Source organism: Gillisia sp. CAL575, from assembly GCF_000403785.1.
Classification (GTDB): domain Bacteria; phylum Bacteroidota; class Bacteroidia; order Flavobacteriales; family Flavobacteriaceae; genus Gillisia.
In genome coordinates this window covers 105,511-121,541 of sequence record NZ_APHJ01000023.1, presented here as the reverse complement: position 1 = coordinate 121,541, position 16,031 = coordinate 105,511, and the positions used below count along the sequence as shown (strand labels likewise).

The 16,031-nt window shown below is 33.9% G+C and carries 9 protein-coding genes; 8 read left to right on the top strand and 1 reads right to left on the bottom strand.

Annotation, left to right across the window (positions count from 1 at the left end; genetic code table 11):
* The first annotated feature begins 330 nt into the window (after positions 1 to 330).
* The 4 genes from I130_RS07090 to I130_RS07075 all read left to right on the top strand — a co-directional run bounded on the left by I130_RS07090 (position 331) and on the right by I130_RS07075 (position 4,040).
* A complete protein-coding gene (locus I130_RS07090; protein WP_034920747.1) occupies positions 331 to 753 on the top strand; it encodes a hypothetical protein in 423 nt (140 codons plus the stop codon).
* A 448-nt stretch (positions 754 to 1,201) separates the two neighbouring features.
* On the top strand, positions 1,202 to 2,005 hold the full coding sequence (gene proC / locus I130_RS07085) for a pyrroline-5-carboxylate reductase (protein WP_034920746.1): 804 nt from the start codon (positions 1,202 to 1,204) through the stop codon (positions 2,003 to 2,005).
* Between the two features lie 32 nt (positions 2,006 to 2,037).
* Complete coding sequence (proB, locus tag I130_RS07080) at positions 2,038 to 2,808, top strand: glutamate 5-kinase (RefSeq protein WP_034920745.1); 771 nt, start codon at positions 2,038 to 2,040, stop codon at positions 2,806 to 2,808.
* A 32-nt stretch (positions 2,809 to 2,840) separates the two neighbouring features.
* Complete coding sequence (locus I130_RS07075) at positions 2,841 to 4,040, top strand: glutamate-5-semialdehyde dehydrogenase (RefSeq protein ID WP_034920744.1); 1,200 nt, start codon at positions 2,841 to 2,843, stop codon at positions 4,038 to 4,040.
* 73 nt (positions 4,041 to 4,113) lie between these two features.
* Here the strand turns inward: I130_RS07075 and I130_RS07070 are convergent, their stop codons facing one another.
* Positions 4,114 to 8,154 carry an endonuclease/exonuclease/phosphatase family protein gene (locus I130_RS07070; RefSeq protein ID WP_034920743.1) on the bottom strand — a complete coding sequence of 1,347 codons (4,041 nt, stop codon included), beginning with the start codon at positions 8,152 to 8,154 and terminating at the stop codon, positions 4,114 to 4,116.
* A 193-nt stretch (positions 8,155 to 8,347) separates the two neighbouring features.
* Between I130_RS07070 and I130_RS07065 the strand changes: the two genes are divergently transcribed.
* The 4 genes from I130_RS07065 (at position 8,348) to I130_RS07050 (ending at position 15,994) form a co-directional block, all read left to right on the top strand.
* On the top strand, positions 8,348 to 10,225 hold the full coding sequence (locus I130_RS07065) for a peptidase M61 (protein WP_034920742.1): 1,878 nt from the start codon (positions 8,348 to 8,350) through the stop codon (positions 10,223 to 10,225).
* A 235-nt stretch (positions 10,226 to 10,460) separates the two neighbouring features.
* Complete coding sequence (locus tag I130_RS07060; RefSeq protein WP_034920741.1) at positions 10,461 to 12,461, top strand: cation:proton antiporter; 2,001 nt, start codon at positions 10,461 to 10,463, stop codon at positions 12,459 to 12,461.
* Positions 12,462 to 12,785: 324 nt separating this feature from the next.
* Entirely contained in the window at positions 12,786 to 14,456 is a 1,671-nt protein-coding gene (locus I130_RS07055; protein ID WP_034920740.1) for an ABC1 kinase family protein, read from the top strand.
* 44 nt (positions 14,457 to 14,500) lie between these two features.
* Positions 14,501 to 15,994 carry a S10 family peptidase gene (locus tag I130_RS07050; RefSeq protein WP_034920739.1) on the top strand — a complete coding sequence of 498 codons (1,494 nt, stop codon included), beginning with the start codon at positions 14,501 to 14,503 and terminating at the stop codon, positions 15,992 to 15,994.
* Positions 15,995 to 16,031: the final 37 nt, after the last annotated feature.

Genomic DNA, 16,031 nt, shown 5'->3' with positions numbered 1-16,031 from the left:
CATCCTAAATTTTCATAAAATTACTGCAATTCTCAATTTATCGGAACAATGGTAAGAAACTACTAATCAAAAACTTAAGCTAATTTGCAAGTTTACATTGGTTTAAACTCTACTGACAGTAGAATGGTTGAGGATGGTAATTAACTAAAATCTTACTAAACCAGTTGAATTGAGGATATAGAGTGAATAATATCTTTTAAATATTAAAAAAAATGGGAGTTCTAGCTCCATTTCAAAATACTTAGATTCCTTAAACTAGAAGTCAATTCACTTGTAATAATTTTATAAAAGTCCTATCTTTATAAGAGATGAATTTTTAAAACTTGCAACATGACTACCTTAACTAAACAAAGTGGTTCCGCAAATGAAAAGAATGTAGACCAGCTTTTTAATGATATTAGAGAGTGGAATGAAAAACTTCTCACAACTTCCGAAAAGATTACCTTTTTAAGTCAGTTTGTTTCGGCAGATATTTTTCAATCAGAACTCCCACATTTAGATGAACAATTATCTACTTTCTCCAATGCTCTTACCATATTAAAAACTGAAAAAATAGAGTTGCATCAGTTAATTAGTAATCACAAAAATGATATTAATGGAATGCTGGAATGCGAAGACATTTCATGTGAGTCATTTTATTATTCTGAACATAAAAAATTAGAAATTCGATTGTTGAATTTTTTTAAAGATTTTGCTGAGTATCAAACTGAACTCTTCAAATATTGTACTAATAAACTGCGCCTTTCCAATTAAGCCTGATTTTAGTTTAAGTTATTCCCTATAATATAACTGTCATTATTACCCTTTTTGTCATATTGGCGCATTATTAGGTTTATTTAAAAATTATTATTTAATTATTATTATTGTTCAAATTCATTTAAAATTAAATAGTAAACACATCTATTACCTAAGAATTAAGTAATGAGCTAAAACTGCTAATATATTTTTATATTACCACCTATTATACTGTTTATCAGCTATTAAAGCTATTTATTACAGTCTACATTGAACTAATAGCATTTTATATATTTCCACGTATTAAACCTAATAATTGATAATACCATTGTTGGCATTTTAAACTATTAGCTGCTTTCTACTCTAAATTGCATAAAAGCCTAGTCTAGTATGGTCTTTGCACCTTTACTAATAGAAAATCAACCGAATTAATTTTGGAAGTAAATTTTTAACAAAAAACAAGAAAATGAGAATATTAGTTATTGGAGGAGGAAACATGGGATTAACTTATGCAGAAGGTATGTCCAAATCCTTTCTTTTAAACAGACACAAATTAATGATCTATGACAAATCAGAAGAATTAATTGGGTCTTTAAAGCAACATTCCCACTTTAATGTTTACGATAAAATAGAAGATTGTCTTCCTCAAGCCGATGTGGTTTTTATTGCCGTAAAACCTTTTCACTCTGAAGCACTATTTAGTGAAATCAAATCATTAATTAACAAAGAACAAATCTTTGTTTCTATTATGGCGGGTGTTACTATTGAAACAATTCAGAACAGTTTAGATGTGAAAAAAGTAATCAGAGCAATGCCTAATTTACCTGCACAAGTAGGAAAAGGGGTTACTTCATATACAGAGTCTAAAGAAGTTTCCAGAGTAGAACTCCTTATGATAAGAAATTTATTAGATACTACAGGAGAATCTATTAGAGTTTCTAACGAGAACTTTATAGATGCTTCTACGGGTATCTCAGGAAGCGGACCAGCTTATGTCTTTTATTTTATGCAATCTATGTTGGAAGCAGCACAAAAAATGGGCTTTTCTACTAATGATTCAAAAATACTTGTAAGTAAAACATTTGAAGGAGCTGTAGAATTATTCAATCAGTCTGACCTTTCCCCAAATACATGGATGGAAAGAGTTGCATCCAAAGGAGGAACTACTAGAGCTGCCTTAGACTCTATGGAAGATAATAATGTAAAAGAATTAATAAAAGATGCTGCCTATGCTGCTTTTGACAGAGCTGTGGAACTAGGTAACGAGTAAAATTAATAAACACGAATTTTAAGATCAATAAAATGGAGAAGAAGAGAATTGTTGTAAAAGTTGGTTCTAATGTAATGACCAATAAAGACAACAGAATTTTAGTACCGGTATTGAAAAATCTCGTGAAACAGATTGCCACATTATATGAAGAAGATATTATGGTGGTGTTGGTATCTTCCGGCTCTGCAATTGCAGGAATGGAAGTTTTAGGAGATATTAAAATAAAAGATGAATCTAAACGTAGACAAGTATTTTCATCTGTAGGGCAACCAAGAATGATGCGTCACTATTATAGCCTATTCCACGATTATGGAATGCGCTGTGGTCAGGTTTTGGCAACAAAACGTGACTTTAGTCCCGGTGTTCACCGGGAAAATATGATTAACTGTTACGAGTCTTTACTTTCTGAAGGGATAATACCTATAGCAAATGAAGATGATGCTGTTTCAGTAACCATGTCTATGTTTTCAGACAATGATGAATTGGCGAGTTTGGTAGCAGAGTTAATAAAAGCTGATTGTCTAATAATCTTAAGTGATACTGAGGGACTTTATACAGGGCATCCTGACCATGATGATTCAGAGAAATTAAATAAAGTTAATGGAGATGAGGATGTAGAACAATATGTTCAAGTATCTGAAAAAGGTGAAGGTGAAGGTCGCGGAGGAATGGAGTCTAAAATTAAGATTGCCAAAGAAACTGCCGCTAAAAATATCCCAACCTATATAGCCAACGGTAAAAGAAGAAATGTAATATTAGATATTCTAGCCGGAAAATCTGTTGGAACCAAGTTTACGGCATAAAGAATAGTTAACAAGTTTTAAAGAGAGATAATATGAAGTTGATAAAAACAGAAATAAAGAATAATGTGCTTAAAGCGATGATCCGCATTTTGGATACAAAGCGGGCACATATCATAGAAGCAAATAAAAAAGATCTTGATGCCTTTGGAGAAAAAGAAGGCGCCATGTATGATCGACTTATTGTTAATGATAAGAAGGTGGATGGAATGATCCAGTCTATTAAAGAAGTAATGGGCCAAGAAGACCCTGTTGGAAATACCATTTCTCACCTGGTATTGGATAATGGTTTGGATATTACTAATAAAACCGCTCCTTTTGGAAATATAATGATCATCTATGAGTCTAGACCAGATGTAACTATAGAAGCGGCTGTTCTTGCATTTAAAGCCAATAATAAGATCTTTTTGAAAGGTGGAAAAGAAGCAATTAATAGTAACAAAATATTAGAAGAATGTTGGCATGAAGCCTTAACTGAAAATGGGCTGGAAACCAATTGGATCGAGCTTTTGCATTTAAACAGAGAGGAAACTCAGAAATTCTTGAAGAACCCGCCAGTACAATTAGATCTTATTGTACCTAGAGGTGGTGAACGCTTGATTGGTTTTGTAAAAGAGCATGCCACAGGTGCTGTTCTTGTTAGTGGTAGAGGAAACAACTTTTTATATGTTTCTGAAAACGCCGATTTCGAGACTGCTAAAAAAGTGATCCTAAATGCTAAGACCGATAAAATATCAGGTTGTAATGCATTAGATAAAGTATTAATAGATCAAAATCTACCAGAATACGAATCCAGATTGAAAGAACTTCAGAAATTATTGAAAGATAATAATGTAGAGATTTTAGTTGATGATAAGATTTCAGAAGTTCTGAATTCCGAAGAAAAACTACCAAATGAAGATACTTGGTACGAAGAATTTTTAGCCATGAAAATTGTGGTGGGAAATGTAGACGGAATGGATAAGGCGATAAGCAAGATTAATAAATACTCTGGCGGACATTCTGCGGTAATCATTACCAAAGATAAAAGTGAAGCTATAGAATTTATGGAGCAAGTAGATAGTGCAGCTGTTTACCATAACGCCTCTACCCGCTTTACAGATGGCGGACAAATGGGAGTTGGAGCAGAACTAGCTATTAGTACAGATAAACTTCACCATCGCGGACCTCTTGGATTAAAGCAATTGGTTACCAATAAATATTATGTATTGGGTGATGGACAAATAAGAGAATAAATTTAGAATTTTTGTCTAAATTAAAAAGAGGCGCCAATTGGCGCCTTTTTTTTTTTTGCTTAACTAATACTACTTAATATTTCATCACTTTTAAAGGAGAACTTTCGAAAGTGGCTCCTTTCACTTGGATTACATACATCCCAGTGATCATTTTAGTAAGATCTACTATAAAGTCTGAATTTCCTTTATTAAGCTTTACATTCTGTGTGCTCAATAGGTTTCCATTAAGATCAAAAACCAATACCTCAGCTTTATAGTTTACAGCACTAGTTACTCTAATAGTTGTGAAGTTATTTGTAGGATTTGGAGCCGCAGCGATAGCTTCTACCACAACATTTTCTCCAGAACAACTACCTAAGACTGCCCCTTTTCTTAAATGAGCTTCTACTGCTGGCAAGGCCACACAAATAGAATTACCATTAAAACAAAGCTGAACCTTATCTTGACCTTTTCCATTTCCACAAGCAACATCCTGAACTGTTACCATAACACTTGCTGCAACTGAACATCCATAAGCATCAGAAATCTCTAAAGTATAGCTTGTAGTTTCAAAAGGACATACCGTTATTGTTTCTGTAGTTTCACCCGTGCTCCAAGAATAAGAATAAGCACCTCTACCTCCACTAATTGCAGTTGCACTAAGTGTAATGCAAGTACTATTGTATCCAGAATAAACCAATTGATCTTCGATAAGAGATAACTCTAAGGCATCGGTTTCAGAAATAATAATATTATTGGCAGTAACTGTATTTCCTGTTCCATCTGTAACTTCAACAGAATATGTGCCGGCAGCTAAATTAACAGCAGTTTGAGTTTCCTGACCATCAATCCACAGATAACTATAAGGTGCTATTCCACCATCTAAATTTACTGTTGCTGTTCCTGTTGAAGTTCCATTACAAGTAACGTCTGTAGTCTCTACTGAAACTATTACTATATTCTTAAGAACCATTCTTACTGAAACCGGAAAGTGATCTGAAGCTGTAGTAGTAAACTCACTATCGTAATATTCGTAATGAACTCTGGCACTTCCATCTACATAGTTATCAGATAATTCTGTAGTGACCATAATATGATCTATCATATTCTCTCTAAAGGCATAAGATCTAAAGCCTTGCTCACTTAAAATTGCAGTTAAAATATTATAGTTTTGAGTATCATTCACATAGGCTTGGTACGTAGTTTCAGTAGAATTGATCCCGTCTGCCACAGTAACATCCACATCATCATTAAAATCTCCAAGTATCATTACATTCTTATCTGAATAGTACATATCTAAAGAATCCTTTAGAACACCAACATCATATTTCCTCATATCATATCTAGACTGAGAATCTGTACTACCATTTGCTCTTGCATGTAATCCTACGAAATTGATTGTATTCGTTTGTCCATTCAAGGTCACATCGGCTTCCATCATAAATGGTAATCTTCCACTTGCATAAAATCTATCTGGGCTTTCCGGGTAATCTGAAAGTAAAGAACCGTCTCCATCATAAAACGGATGTACAGATTTAAACATTGCTCTGGTAGACTTTACAGAAACCACATCGGTTCTATAAATAAAACCAACTTTCTGTCCTCCTGGAGAATCCGGATACGAAGTAGCATCAGAAAGTATATAATCGTAACCTTCCATTTCAGAAATCATTTGTCCGAATAAAACGTCATCGGAAATCTCTTCTACAGCAATAACATCGGCATCCAGATCCAATAAAACGGCTTTAACTTTATTTTTCTGAATTTCATCTGAATTTGGATTGTTGTAAACTGGAGTATTGGCTTCATCACCAAACCACTCAATATTCCAAGTAACAACATCTAACGTAAGTTCTCTCGAAATAACTGAATCTGTTCCTGTATTATCAAAAGTTCCAGCACATGGGAAATCTTCCAAGATTCTAGGAATGATATTGAAATAAACATCTGCTGCTATACCTGTTATTTGAGCACAACTAGCAGGAATCGCTTTTCCAACAAAAGCAGAAGTTTGAGGATCTATTCTGAAAACTCCAGGTCCGCTAGAATCTGAAACGTCATAGTTTCCACCACCAAAAATTAAGTCGCCAACAACATCTTCAGCAAAAGTGATATCTGTGATAGTAACCAATTCATCTGGATGCTCAGACAATTCTGCAAGTGTAATTTGTAATGGAACAATTGGATTAATGGCTTGTCCCTCAAAATCTACTCTACTAACAGGACTAATTTCAATTTGTCCATTATAAGTGATCTTAGTTCCGGTTACTGTTATAGAATCTCCAATCTTAAAGTTATCCTTTCCATAAACCTGTGCATCATAAATAGCCATTGCTCCAGTTTCATCTTGAATATAAGCAGGACCACTAAATTGATCTGTTACCGTTAAGGTACCTGTGATTGTAACAGTCTCATTATCTGCTACTATTCTGGCTTCAGCAATCGTCAATAATTCTGTTTGAGGAATTATAGCACCATTTTCTTTACCTGGCGATGGTTTTGTTGCAATATATGAAGCTGTGTTTCTTACTCCTCCTTGGCCATTTGGAAATCTCTGTAAAGATTCATCTGCCTGACTTCCGTTAGCATTTTCATCTGCTTGCAATTGTCCTTCATTTAGAAGAACTACCAATTCTTCATCTTGAGGATCGTCTGTCCCATATACTAAAGCATCTACTAAATTTTCTAAAGTAATTTCGGTTCCATTCGGAAAACTGGATACTACATCCTGATATAATGCAACTGCGTCTGCTCCATTTTGAAAGGTATTACTAGAAACGACCATATTTACGTTTTCTACATCGGCATTTCCCATAACAAAATAACCTTCTGTATTGGTAACTTGTCCTGCAAGATCATATGCACCATAACTTTTATCACCGTTCCCGTTATAGGTCACCACGATAAATCCATCTAAAGGAGTATTCCCTTTTCCACCATCATATAATTCTAAAAATTCTTTTGAATCGCTTCCCGGAGTATCCGCATCCAGTTCATTAATCACTAAATTAACTGGTTCTGTAATATTGGTATTTACTTTACCTGGAGTTGGCAATGCCTGAACGTAGGTAAGGCTATTTCTAAGTCCTCCAGTCCCGTTGATATATCGTTGAGAAGAATGAGAATCTTTATCTCCCATTCCATCTTCATTTATCTGCGGCTGACCTTCATTTAATAAGACTAATAAATCTGCATCATCAGAATCATTGGTGTCATATACAAATGAATCAATTAAATTATTTGTAGTTACAGCAGTTCCGTTTGGAAAATCTATAGAAGATCCATTATAAAGTGCAACAGCATCAGCTCCATTCTGGAGTCCGTTACTAGAAAATATAATATTTACATTTTCCACATCTGTATTTCCTAAAACCAAATATCCCTCCTCATTAGTGGTCATACCGCTTAGGTCGAAAGTATTATAACTAAGATTATTAGATCCATTAAAGAAAACCAACACTTTTCCATCTAGTGAAGAGTTCCCAACTCCTCCATCATAAAGCTCTACAAATTCCAAAACATCAGTTCCAGGAGTATCTGCATCAACTTCGTTTATTACAATCGTTGGCGGTACTACTTCTCCTCCAAAATCTTGCCCATTATTAACAGCATCATAGCTGTTTAATGCAGATTCTTGCCAGGTAAAATCCTGATACTGCTGTCCTGTACCCGCTAGCTGAAGTGAAAAACCTACTGCTGAAGTTCCAGATTCACTAACTCCAATATCTGTACTGGTTAATCCGTTAGCTACTCCAGACGTTGCGATTAGCACCCCTTCATAACTTAAAAATTGTATGATTTCATTTAGATCATTTACCAATGCAAATCCATCTGGAGATCCATTTTGTAAACCTGAGATAGGGAAGAAAATAGCACCAAAACCACCTTGAAGATCTGGAATAGTACCAAATAATGCAGTAGTTCCTGAAGTTCCACCACCGTTACCATTATATTCAACTATAGACCATCCATCAAGGAGCGTACCTGCTGGCCCGGCAATTTCTATACCTTCACCTATATCACTACTATTATTGTCATAATGGATTTCATTCACAAAAACTTCTTGTGCGATTCCTGTTATACTAAAAAGCAAACAGATTATTACACATAATTTGTAGAGTAATGTTAATTTCATATTTATTAGGTTTTTAGATATCGCAAGTACGCTCATTTTCAGCTATTTCACTTTATGAATTTATTAACAACTTATTAACGAATTGTAAATAATAATACAAAACCTATAATATTGAATGAGTTGAAGACAAAATGGTGTAACATTTGATACTGCTGTAAGTCTAATTCGTGTAAACGAAAATAAACCCTAATTAATGAAGAAATTAATATATTCTATAGCACTAATAAGTGTGGCATTTGGATGTAAAACAACTCAAAATATTAATACTACTACAGAAGATAGAACTGTAGTAAATCTCGATCTTATAAATATTAAAGATGATAGAGTAAAAGTTACAGTAGATCCAGGAAAATTTATCACTTCAGAAGTAACATTTCATATCCCTAAAACAGTTCCTGGTACTTATTCTATAGATAATTACGGAAAATTTATAGAGGATTTTAAAGCTATAGATTATTTAGGTGCAGAACTGTTAGTTGTTAAAACTGATGAAAATTCCTGGAAAATTGAAAACTCAGCAAATCTAGATAAGATCACTTACTTGGTGAATGATACTTTTGACATTGATGGTGAAAAAGGAGTGTTTTCTCCTTCTGGAACTAATATCGATGTGAAAAATAACATCCTCTTAAATCTACATGGTTTTGTAGGCTATTTTGATGAATTAAAAGAAAAACCTTATCAATTAATCATCAATAGACCAAATGATCTTTTTGGTAGTACTTCCCTTAAACTTTCAGAAAGTGTTGATCTAGAGAAAACACCAAATTCTAAAAAAGACATTTACTTAGCTCAGCGGTATTTTGACGTAGTAGATAATCCCATTATGTATTCCAAGCCAGATACTACTTATGTAAATGTAGAAGGTATAAAAGTGTTATTATCTGTGTATTCTCCAAACAAGATTCATACAGCTAAAAGCATCAAGCCACAAATTGAAACTATGATCGCAGCTCAAAAGCGATTTTTAGGAAAAATAGACAATACAGCTAATTACTCCATCTTACTGTATTTGGCAGATCCTGCAAAATTAGACGCTAAAGGATTTGGAGCTTTAGAACATCATACTTCTACGGTAGTAGTACTTCCCGAGACAATGCCATTAGAAACTTTAAATGGTGCAATGACAGATGTGGTTTCCCATGAATTCTTTCATATTCTTACTCCATTAAATGTCCATGCAGAAGAGATCCATTATTTTGATTATAACAATCCTAAAATGTCTCAGCATTTATGGATGTATGAAGGAGTAACAGAATACTTCGCCAATCTATTTCAAATAAATCAAGGTTTAATAGATAACCAAGATTTTTATAAGAGAGTATCCTCTCAAATAGAGTCTTCTAAGAACTATAATGATAGCTTATCATTTACTTACATGAGCAAAAATGTTTTGGATGCTCCTTACAAAGATGAGTACTATAATGTATATCAAAAAGGTGCATTAATTGGAATGGCTTTAGATCTTAGACTTCGAGAATTGAGTAAAGGTGAAATGGGAATTTTAGATCTTATGAAAAAACTTAGTGAGAAATATGGCAAGAATAAGCCATTTAAAGATGATCAATTAATACCAACTATCGTTTCATTGACCTATCCAGAAATTCAGAATTTCTTTGACACTTATGTTACGGGGAGTACTCCTATTCCTTATGATCAATTTTTAAGTAAAGTTGGTATTGAAATGGCTACCGAAGAAACTCCAACCTCCTTTTTCTTAAATGGACAGGTGCCTTATATAGATGGAAATCCTGAGAGCATGGAATTGTTTTTCAGAAAAGGGATTACATTAAATTCTTTTTTAACCCAACTAGGAGTCAAAAATGGAGACATTATTAAAGAAGTGAATGGAACTACATATACTATCCAGAATGTATACGATTTAGTAATGGGTTCACAGTCATGGAGTGAAGGTGATGATATTAATATGTTGCTAGAAAGAAATGAGGAAGAAGTTTTATTAACGGGGAAAATCACAGCTCCTTCTACTAAGACAACTACAATAAAAGAAATGGAACTTCCTGCAACAGATGCAAAAGTGAAATTAAGAACTGCCTGGTTAAAAAACTAAAGGCATACCGCAAGAATTACTAGAGGTTGTTTAATAAAGATCTTCATTCTGAATTTTTTCGGCATGCTAGGATGATTTTTATTAGACAACCTCTTATTTTTTTCAAAGTTATGTTGATTACCTAAAACTTATTCTTAGTAGAATTTTAATATTTCTGTCACAAAGCACACTTATAATATTATTATTGAACTCCTATTTGTAAATTCGTTGCTAATAAAAATCAATTTTAGCAGTAATGGATATACCAATCCTCAAGGACATCGTTATAATTTTAGGTCTTTCTATTTTTATAATTCTTTTATTTCAGAAAATAAAAGTTCCCTCCTTATTGGGTTTTTTACTTGCGGGAATAATTGCAGGACCTTACGCTTTCAATTTAATTAGTTCCCAACATGAAGTAGAACTTCTGTCTGAAATAGGAATCATATTTCTTCTCTTTATTATTGGAATAGAACTTTCTCTTAAAGGTTTGGCAGCCATAAAAAAAACCATCATTATTGGTGGTGGAATGCAAGTTGGCGGTACCATACTTTTAACTGCTTTTTTGGCTAACATCATAGGAATTCCTCTTAATACAGCTGTTTTTATTGGGTTTCTATTTTCCTTAAGTAGTACTGCAATCGTACTAAAAATTCTACAGGAAAAGGGAGAAGTTACCTCCCCACATGGAAGAATAACAGTTGCCATCCTAATATTTCAGGATATCGTGGTTGTTCCCATGATGTTACTAACTCCACTATTAACAGGGCAAGATGAAAACATTTGGAACACCCTTGGAATCCTCCTTATTAAAATAGTGGGTGTTTTAATTATCATTTATCTATTGGCTATCTATATAGTCCCGAGGATTTTTGAATTAGTAATAAAATCCAAAAACAGGGAGTTATTTATCTTAACTACCATAGTGTTTTGCTTCTCGGTAGCGTGGCTTACATCTGCTATAGGACTTTCACTAGCCTTAGGAGCATTCTTTGCGGGTCTAATTATATCTGAATCAGATTACAGTCATCAGGCTACAGCGAATGTGCTACCATTTCGGGAGATCTTTATAAGCTTTTTCTTTATCTCTGTAGGCTCTTTATTGAATCTAGAGTTCTTTTTTAATAATTTCATTTACGTTATACTCTTAGTTATTGCAGTTATTTTACTGAAAATGCTGATAATTACGATTACAGTGATAAGCTTAAGATACCCTGCGAGAACGATGTTTTTAACTGTTTTCTCGATATTTCAAGTAGGTGAATTTTCCCTTTTACTATCCACCGTAGGTCTAGAAAACGGCTTATTACCTACCAATATCTACCAGTACTTTTTAGCAATTTCAATTATTACAATGGCGCTTACTCCGTTCTTAATGAACTATGCACCTAAGCTTACTTATTTTCTGCTGAAATTACCTGTTCCAAAAACGATAAGAAAACGACTAATTAGTTACCATAATATTCAGCTTCAAAATCATTCTAATACTGAAGAGTTGAAAGATCATTTAGTAATTATTGGCTATGGAATTAACGGAAAGAATATATCTAAAGCGGCAAAAAGCACTAATATTCCTTATATTATTGTAGATCTGGAACAAGAGGCATTTCAAGAGGCTAAGAAAAATAATGAACCAATTGTATTTGGAGATGCTACCAATCCAGTTATTTTAAAACATATTCATGTACAAGAAGCTCGGGTAGTAGTAATAGCTATTTCTGATCCTGATGCCACCAAAAAAATCATCAATGAAGTTCGAGACTATTCTAAGACCGCGTTTATTATTGTGCGCACTAGATATGTCAAAGAAATCGCAGAAAATATAAGACTTGGTGCAGATGAGGTAATCCCAGAAGAATTTGAAACATCTATAGAGATCTTCAGTAGAGTATTAAGGAAATATTTGATTCCTCATGATGAGATTCAAAATTTCATAAATCAGGTGCGATCTTCAGATTATGAAATGTTAACTACTCTAAAAGTGGGGCCTCATACTCCATCTTACAGGCATTTAAATATACCAAATAAAGATATTGTAACCCTTAGTGTAACACAAGGTGCAAATAGCGTGGTAGAAAAAACCGTTATGGAATCTGGGATTAGCAAGAATTATGGGGTTACTATTTTAACAATAAAACGAGATAGCCATTATATTACAGATATCACTCCAGATACAGTTATAAAACAGGGAGATCTACTCTACCTCTTTGGCGCTCCTTCAAACATTAACAACCTCAACAAAGAATTGTCTTTATAGCCAGATTATTCGCAGTGCTTTCTCTTACTTCTCATTTAACAATTGTTGATTAGATATTATTTGTAAATCTTCTATAGGGCAAACAAGATTTCTCTAAATTTAAATTGACTCTATAACGATTTTAGAATATGTATAAATTTAGAAACGAGATCTGAATTTCCTTTTTGTATAACAGAAGGTGGACACAAAGATCGATTTCCTAAAAAGTGGGCCATCAATTCTGGCCGAATAAATATTCAGTTCTGCCAAAGTATTATTAAATGATTTTGCTGGTAAAACATTTAAAATATATATTTAAATCTTCAACAAAACTAAAATAGGAATATGTCTATACTTCCCGAAAATCTTCAGCGTTATCAAAAATTCATGGCTTTTATGCTGAAATATTGGAACAGCGATCTTTTCACTAAAACCGCTTCTACAGCTTTAAACGAAGATGATCAAGATGAAAAATTGTCTGAAGCTTATGATCAGTCGCCAGAAGAATTAGTAGAAGACCTCAAGAATATGGGGCCAACTTATATTAAATTAGGTCAACTTCTATCTACAAGACCAGATCTTTTACCAGATTCATATTTAGAGGCCTTAGCAAGTTTACAAGATGACGTGCCACCAATTGAATACAGTACAGTTCAAGAGATCGTTGAAGAGGAAATTGGAATTCGAATTTCCAAAGCATTTACTTCTTTTGATGAAGAGCCTTTAGCAAGTGCGTCTATTGGGCAAGTTCATAAAGCAACCTTAAGATCAGGAAAAACGGTTGCAGTTAAAATTCAGAGACCTGGAATCCGTAAGAAATTTTTGGATGATCTGGATACCTTGAAAGAAATAGCAGATTTTGCTGTTAAACATACAGATGTTGCTAAAAAATATGCTTTTGATAATGTTCTGGCTGAGCTTAGACATATCCTTTTGCAAGAACTAGATTACAAGAGAGAAGCACAAAATTTAATCACTTTAGGAGAAAACTTAAAGGAATTCAGAAATCTTACGGTTCCTCAACCTATTCTGGATTATTCTTCATCTAAAGTTCTTACCATGGATTATATTCAAGGTAAAAAGATCACCTCTATTTCTCCTATGAAAAAGTTAGAGAATGATTTAGGTCCTCTTGTAGATGAGTTGGTAGAAGCATATTTAAAACAAATTATCACGGATGGATTTGTACATGCAGATCCTCATCCCGGAAATATCCATATTACATCTAACAACCAGATCGCCTTGATAGATCTGGGAATGGTCGCCAAATTCACTCGGAATATTCAAGAAAAACTACTTCAGCTATTAATAGCTTTGAGTCAGGAAGATGGGGAAGCCGCTGCAGATGTGCTATTAAATATGAGCGAACTCACAGATCAATCTGATGTAAAAACCTTCCGCAGATCTATTAATAAATTGATTATGGATAGTCAGGTGAAAATGGCTAAAGAAATGGAGACAGGACGACTTTTAATTCAGATGAATCGAATTGCTGCCGATAATGGGATCTTAATTTGTGTAGAGATTAATATTTTAGGGAAAATATTTCTTAATATGGATCAGATCATTGCAGTCTTAGATCCTGAATTCGATCTTAAGGAAGCGATTAAGAAGCATGTGCATAAGATGATGCGTTCCAAAATGTACAAGGAATTAAAACCTGAAAATTTATTTTCGGTTGCCTTAGAATCAAAAAAATTAGCAGAGCGTCTCCCAGAACGACTAAATAAAATTTCTGAAAATCTTGCTAATAATGAATTCAAGATCAAGGTAGATGCCATAGATCAGCAACGTTTTACCGATGGTTTCCAGAAGGTTGCAAACAGAATTACTTTAGGACTTATCATTGCAGCTATGATAGTAGGCGCAGCTATGTTAATGAAAGTGCCTTCTACTTTTATAATTTTTGGATATCCCGGTCTTGCTATTATATTTTTTATGATCGCAGCTTTTGGTGGACTTTTCTTAAGCTATATTATTATTTTTAAAGATGAAGGTTTTAAATTCAAAAAATAATTAACTTGAAATCTTCTAATTAGCTTCAATTTAAAATTCACTTTATGAAATTTATTACCCTATTAAGTCTTTGCTTAATTTCGCTTACCTCATTTTCTCAACAAGTTAAATTACCGGTAGACACCTTGGTTGCTTCTAGGCATTCTGTAACAATCAATGGGAAGAACATAAACTATACCGCCCAAACCGGAACACAACCAGTTTGGAACGAAAAAGGGATTCCTGTTGCAAGTTTGTTTTACACTTATTATAAACGCGATGATATTAAAAACACAGAGAATAGGCCGTTAGTGATCTCCTTTAACGGAGGACCAGGATCTGCTTCAGTTTGGATGCATTTGGCATATACCGGGCCTAGAATTTTAAAGATTGACGATGAAGGCTTTCCTGTACAACCTTATGGAGTGAAAGAAAATCCGTATTCAATTCTTGATGTTGCAGATATCGTGTATGTAAATCCTGTAAACACAGGATATTCTAGGTTGATAGATCCGGAAGAGAACAAAACAGACAGAAAAGATTTCTTCGGAGTACAAGCAGATATAAAATATCTGGCAGAATGGGTTAACACCTTTGTAACCAGAAAAAATAGATGGTTGTCTCCAAAATATCTTATTGGTGAGAGTTATGGAACTACAAGAGTTTCTGGATTAGCGCTGGAGCTTCAAAACAGTCACTGGATGTATTTAAATGGCGTTATTTTGGTTTCTCCTACGGAAATTGGAATAGAGCGAGACGGCCCTGTAGAAATAGCCAATAGGCTTCCTTATTTTGCAGCGGCAGCATGGTATCATCAAAAACTTCCTACAGCGTTACAAAACAAAGATTTGGATGCAGTTCTTGCAGAAGTTGAAAATTATTCCATAAATACCTTGCTACCAGTATTAGTAAAAGGTGGTTTCATTGATGAAACTAAAAAGATAGAGATTGCTGCTAAAATGTCTAGCTATTCTGGGATTTCAGAAAAAGTGTTCGTGCAAAATAACCTTGCAGTACCCTTTCAGTATTTCTGGAAAGAACTTATGAGAGAAGATGGTGGATTTACTATTGGACGTTTAGATTCCCGATATTTGGGGATGGACAGCAAAGTGGCTGGAGATTCTCCAGATTACAACGCAGAACTTACTTCTTGGTTACACTCCTTTACTCCTGCTATTAATTACTATCTGCAACAGGAATTGAATTTTAAAACCGACATTAAATATAATATGTTTGGCCCGGTGCATCCTTGGGATAGAAGCGGTGATAACAGTGGCGAGAATTTAAGACAAGCAATGGCACAAAATCCTAATTTAGATGTGCTTATCCAATCTGGTTATTATGATGGTGCTACTACTTATTTTAATGCAAAATATTCTATGTGGCAATTAGATCCTAGCGGAAAAATGCAGAATAGATTAAGCTTTAAGGGATATAGAAGTGGACATATGATGTACCTAAGAAGTGAAGATCTTAAAAATGCAAATAATGATATTAGAGATTTCATTTTAAAATCTCTGCCGAAAGAAGGAGAAGCAGCAAAGTATAGCGCACAATAATTTTAAATTATGTTTAATATAAAAATCCCTTTCAAGC

What these genes read in the sequence shown, in the direction of transcription:
- I130_RS07065 (WP_034920742.1), top strand. Translation starts at nt 8,348, where the DNA reads ATGAAGAAATTAATATATTCTATAGCACTAATAAGTGTGGCATTTGGA.
- I130_RS07055 (WP_034920740.1), top strand. Translation starts at nt 12,786, where the DNA reads ATGTCTATACTTCCCGAAAATCTTCAGCGTTATCAAAAATTCATGGCT.
- proC (WP_034920746.1), top strand. Translation starts at nt 1,202, where the DNA reads ATGAGAATATTAGTTATTGGAGGAGGAAACATGGGATTAACTTATGCA.
- I130_RS07060 (WP_034920741.1), top strand. Translation starts at nt 10,461, where the DNA reads ATGGATATACCAATCCTCAAGGACATCGTTATAATTTTAGGTCTTTCT.
- proB (WP_034920745.1), top strand. Translation starts at nt 2,038, where the DNA reads ATGGAGAAGAAGAGAATTGTTGTAAAAGTTGGTTCTAATGTAATGACC.
- I130_RS07050 (WP_034920739.1), top strand. Translation starts at nt 14,501, where the DNA reads ATGAAATTTATTACCCTATTAAGTCTTTGCTTAATTTCGCTTACCTCA.
- I130_RS07070 (WP_034920743.1), bottom strand. Translation starts at nt 8,154, where the DNA reads ATGAAATTAACATTACTCTACAAATTATGTGTAATAATCTGTTTGCTT.
- I130_RS07090 (WP_034920747.1), top strand. Translation starts at nt 331, where the DNA reads ATGACTACCTTAACTAAACAAAGTGGTTCCGCAAATGAAAAGAATGTA.
- I130_RS07075 (WP_034920744.1), top strand. Translation starts at nt 2,841, where the DNA reads ATGAAGTTGATAAAAACAGAAATAAAGAATAATGTGCTTAAAGCGATG.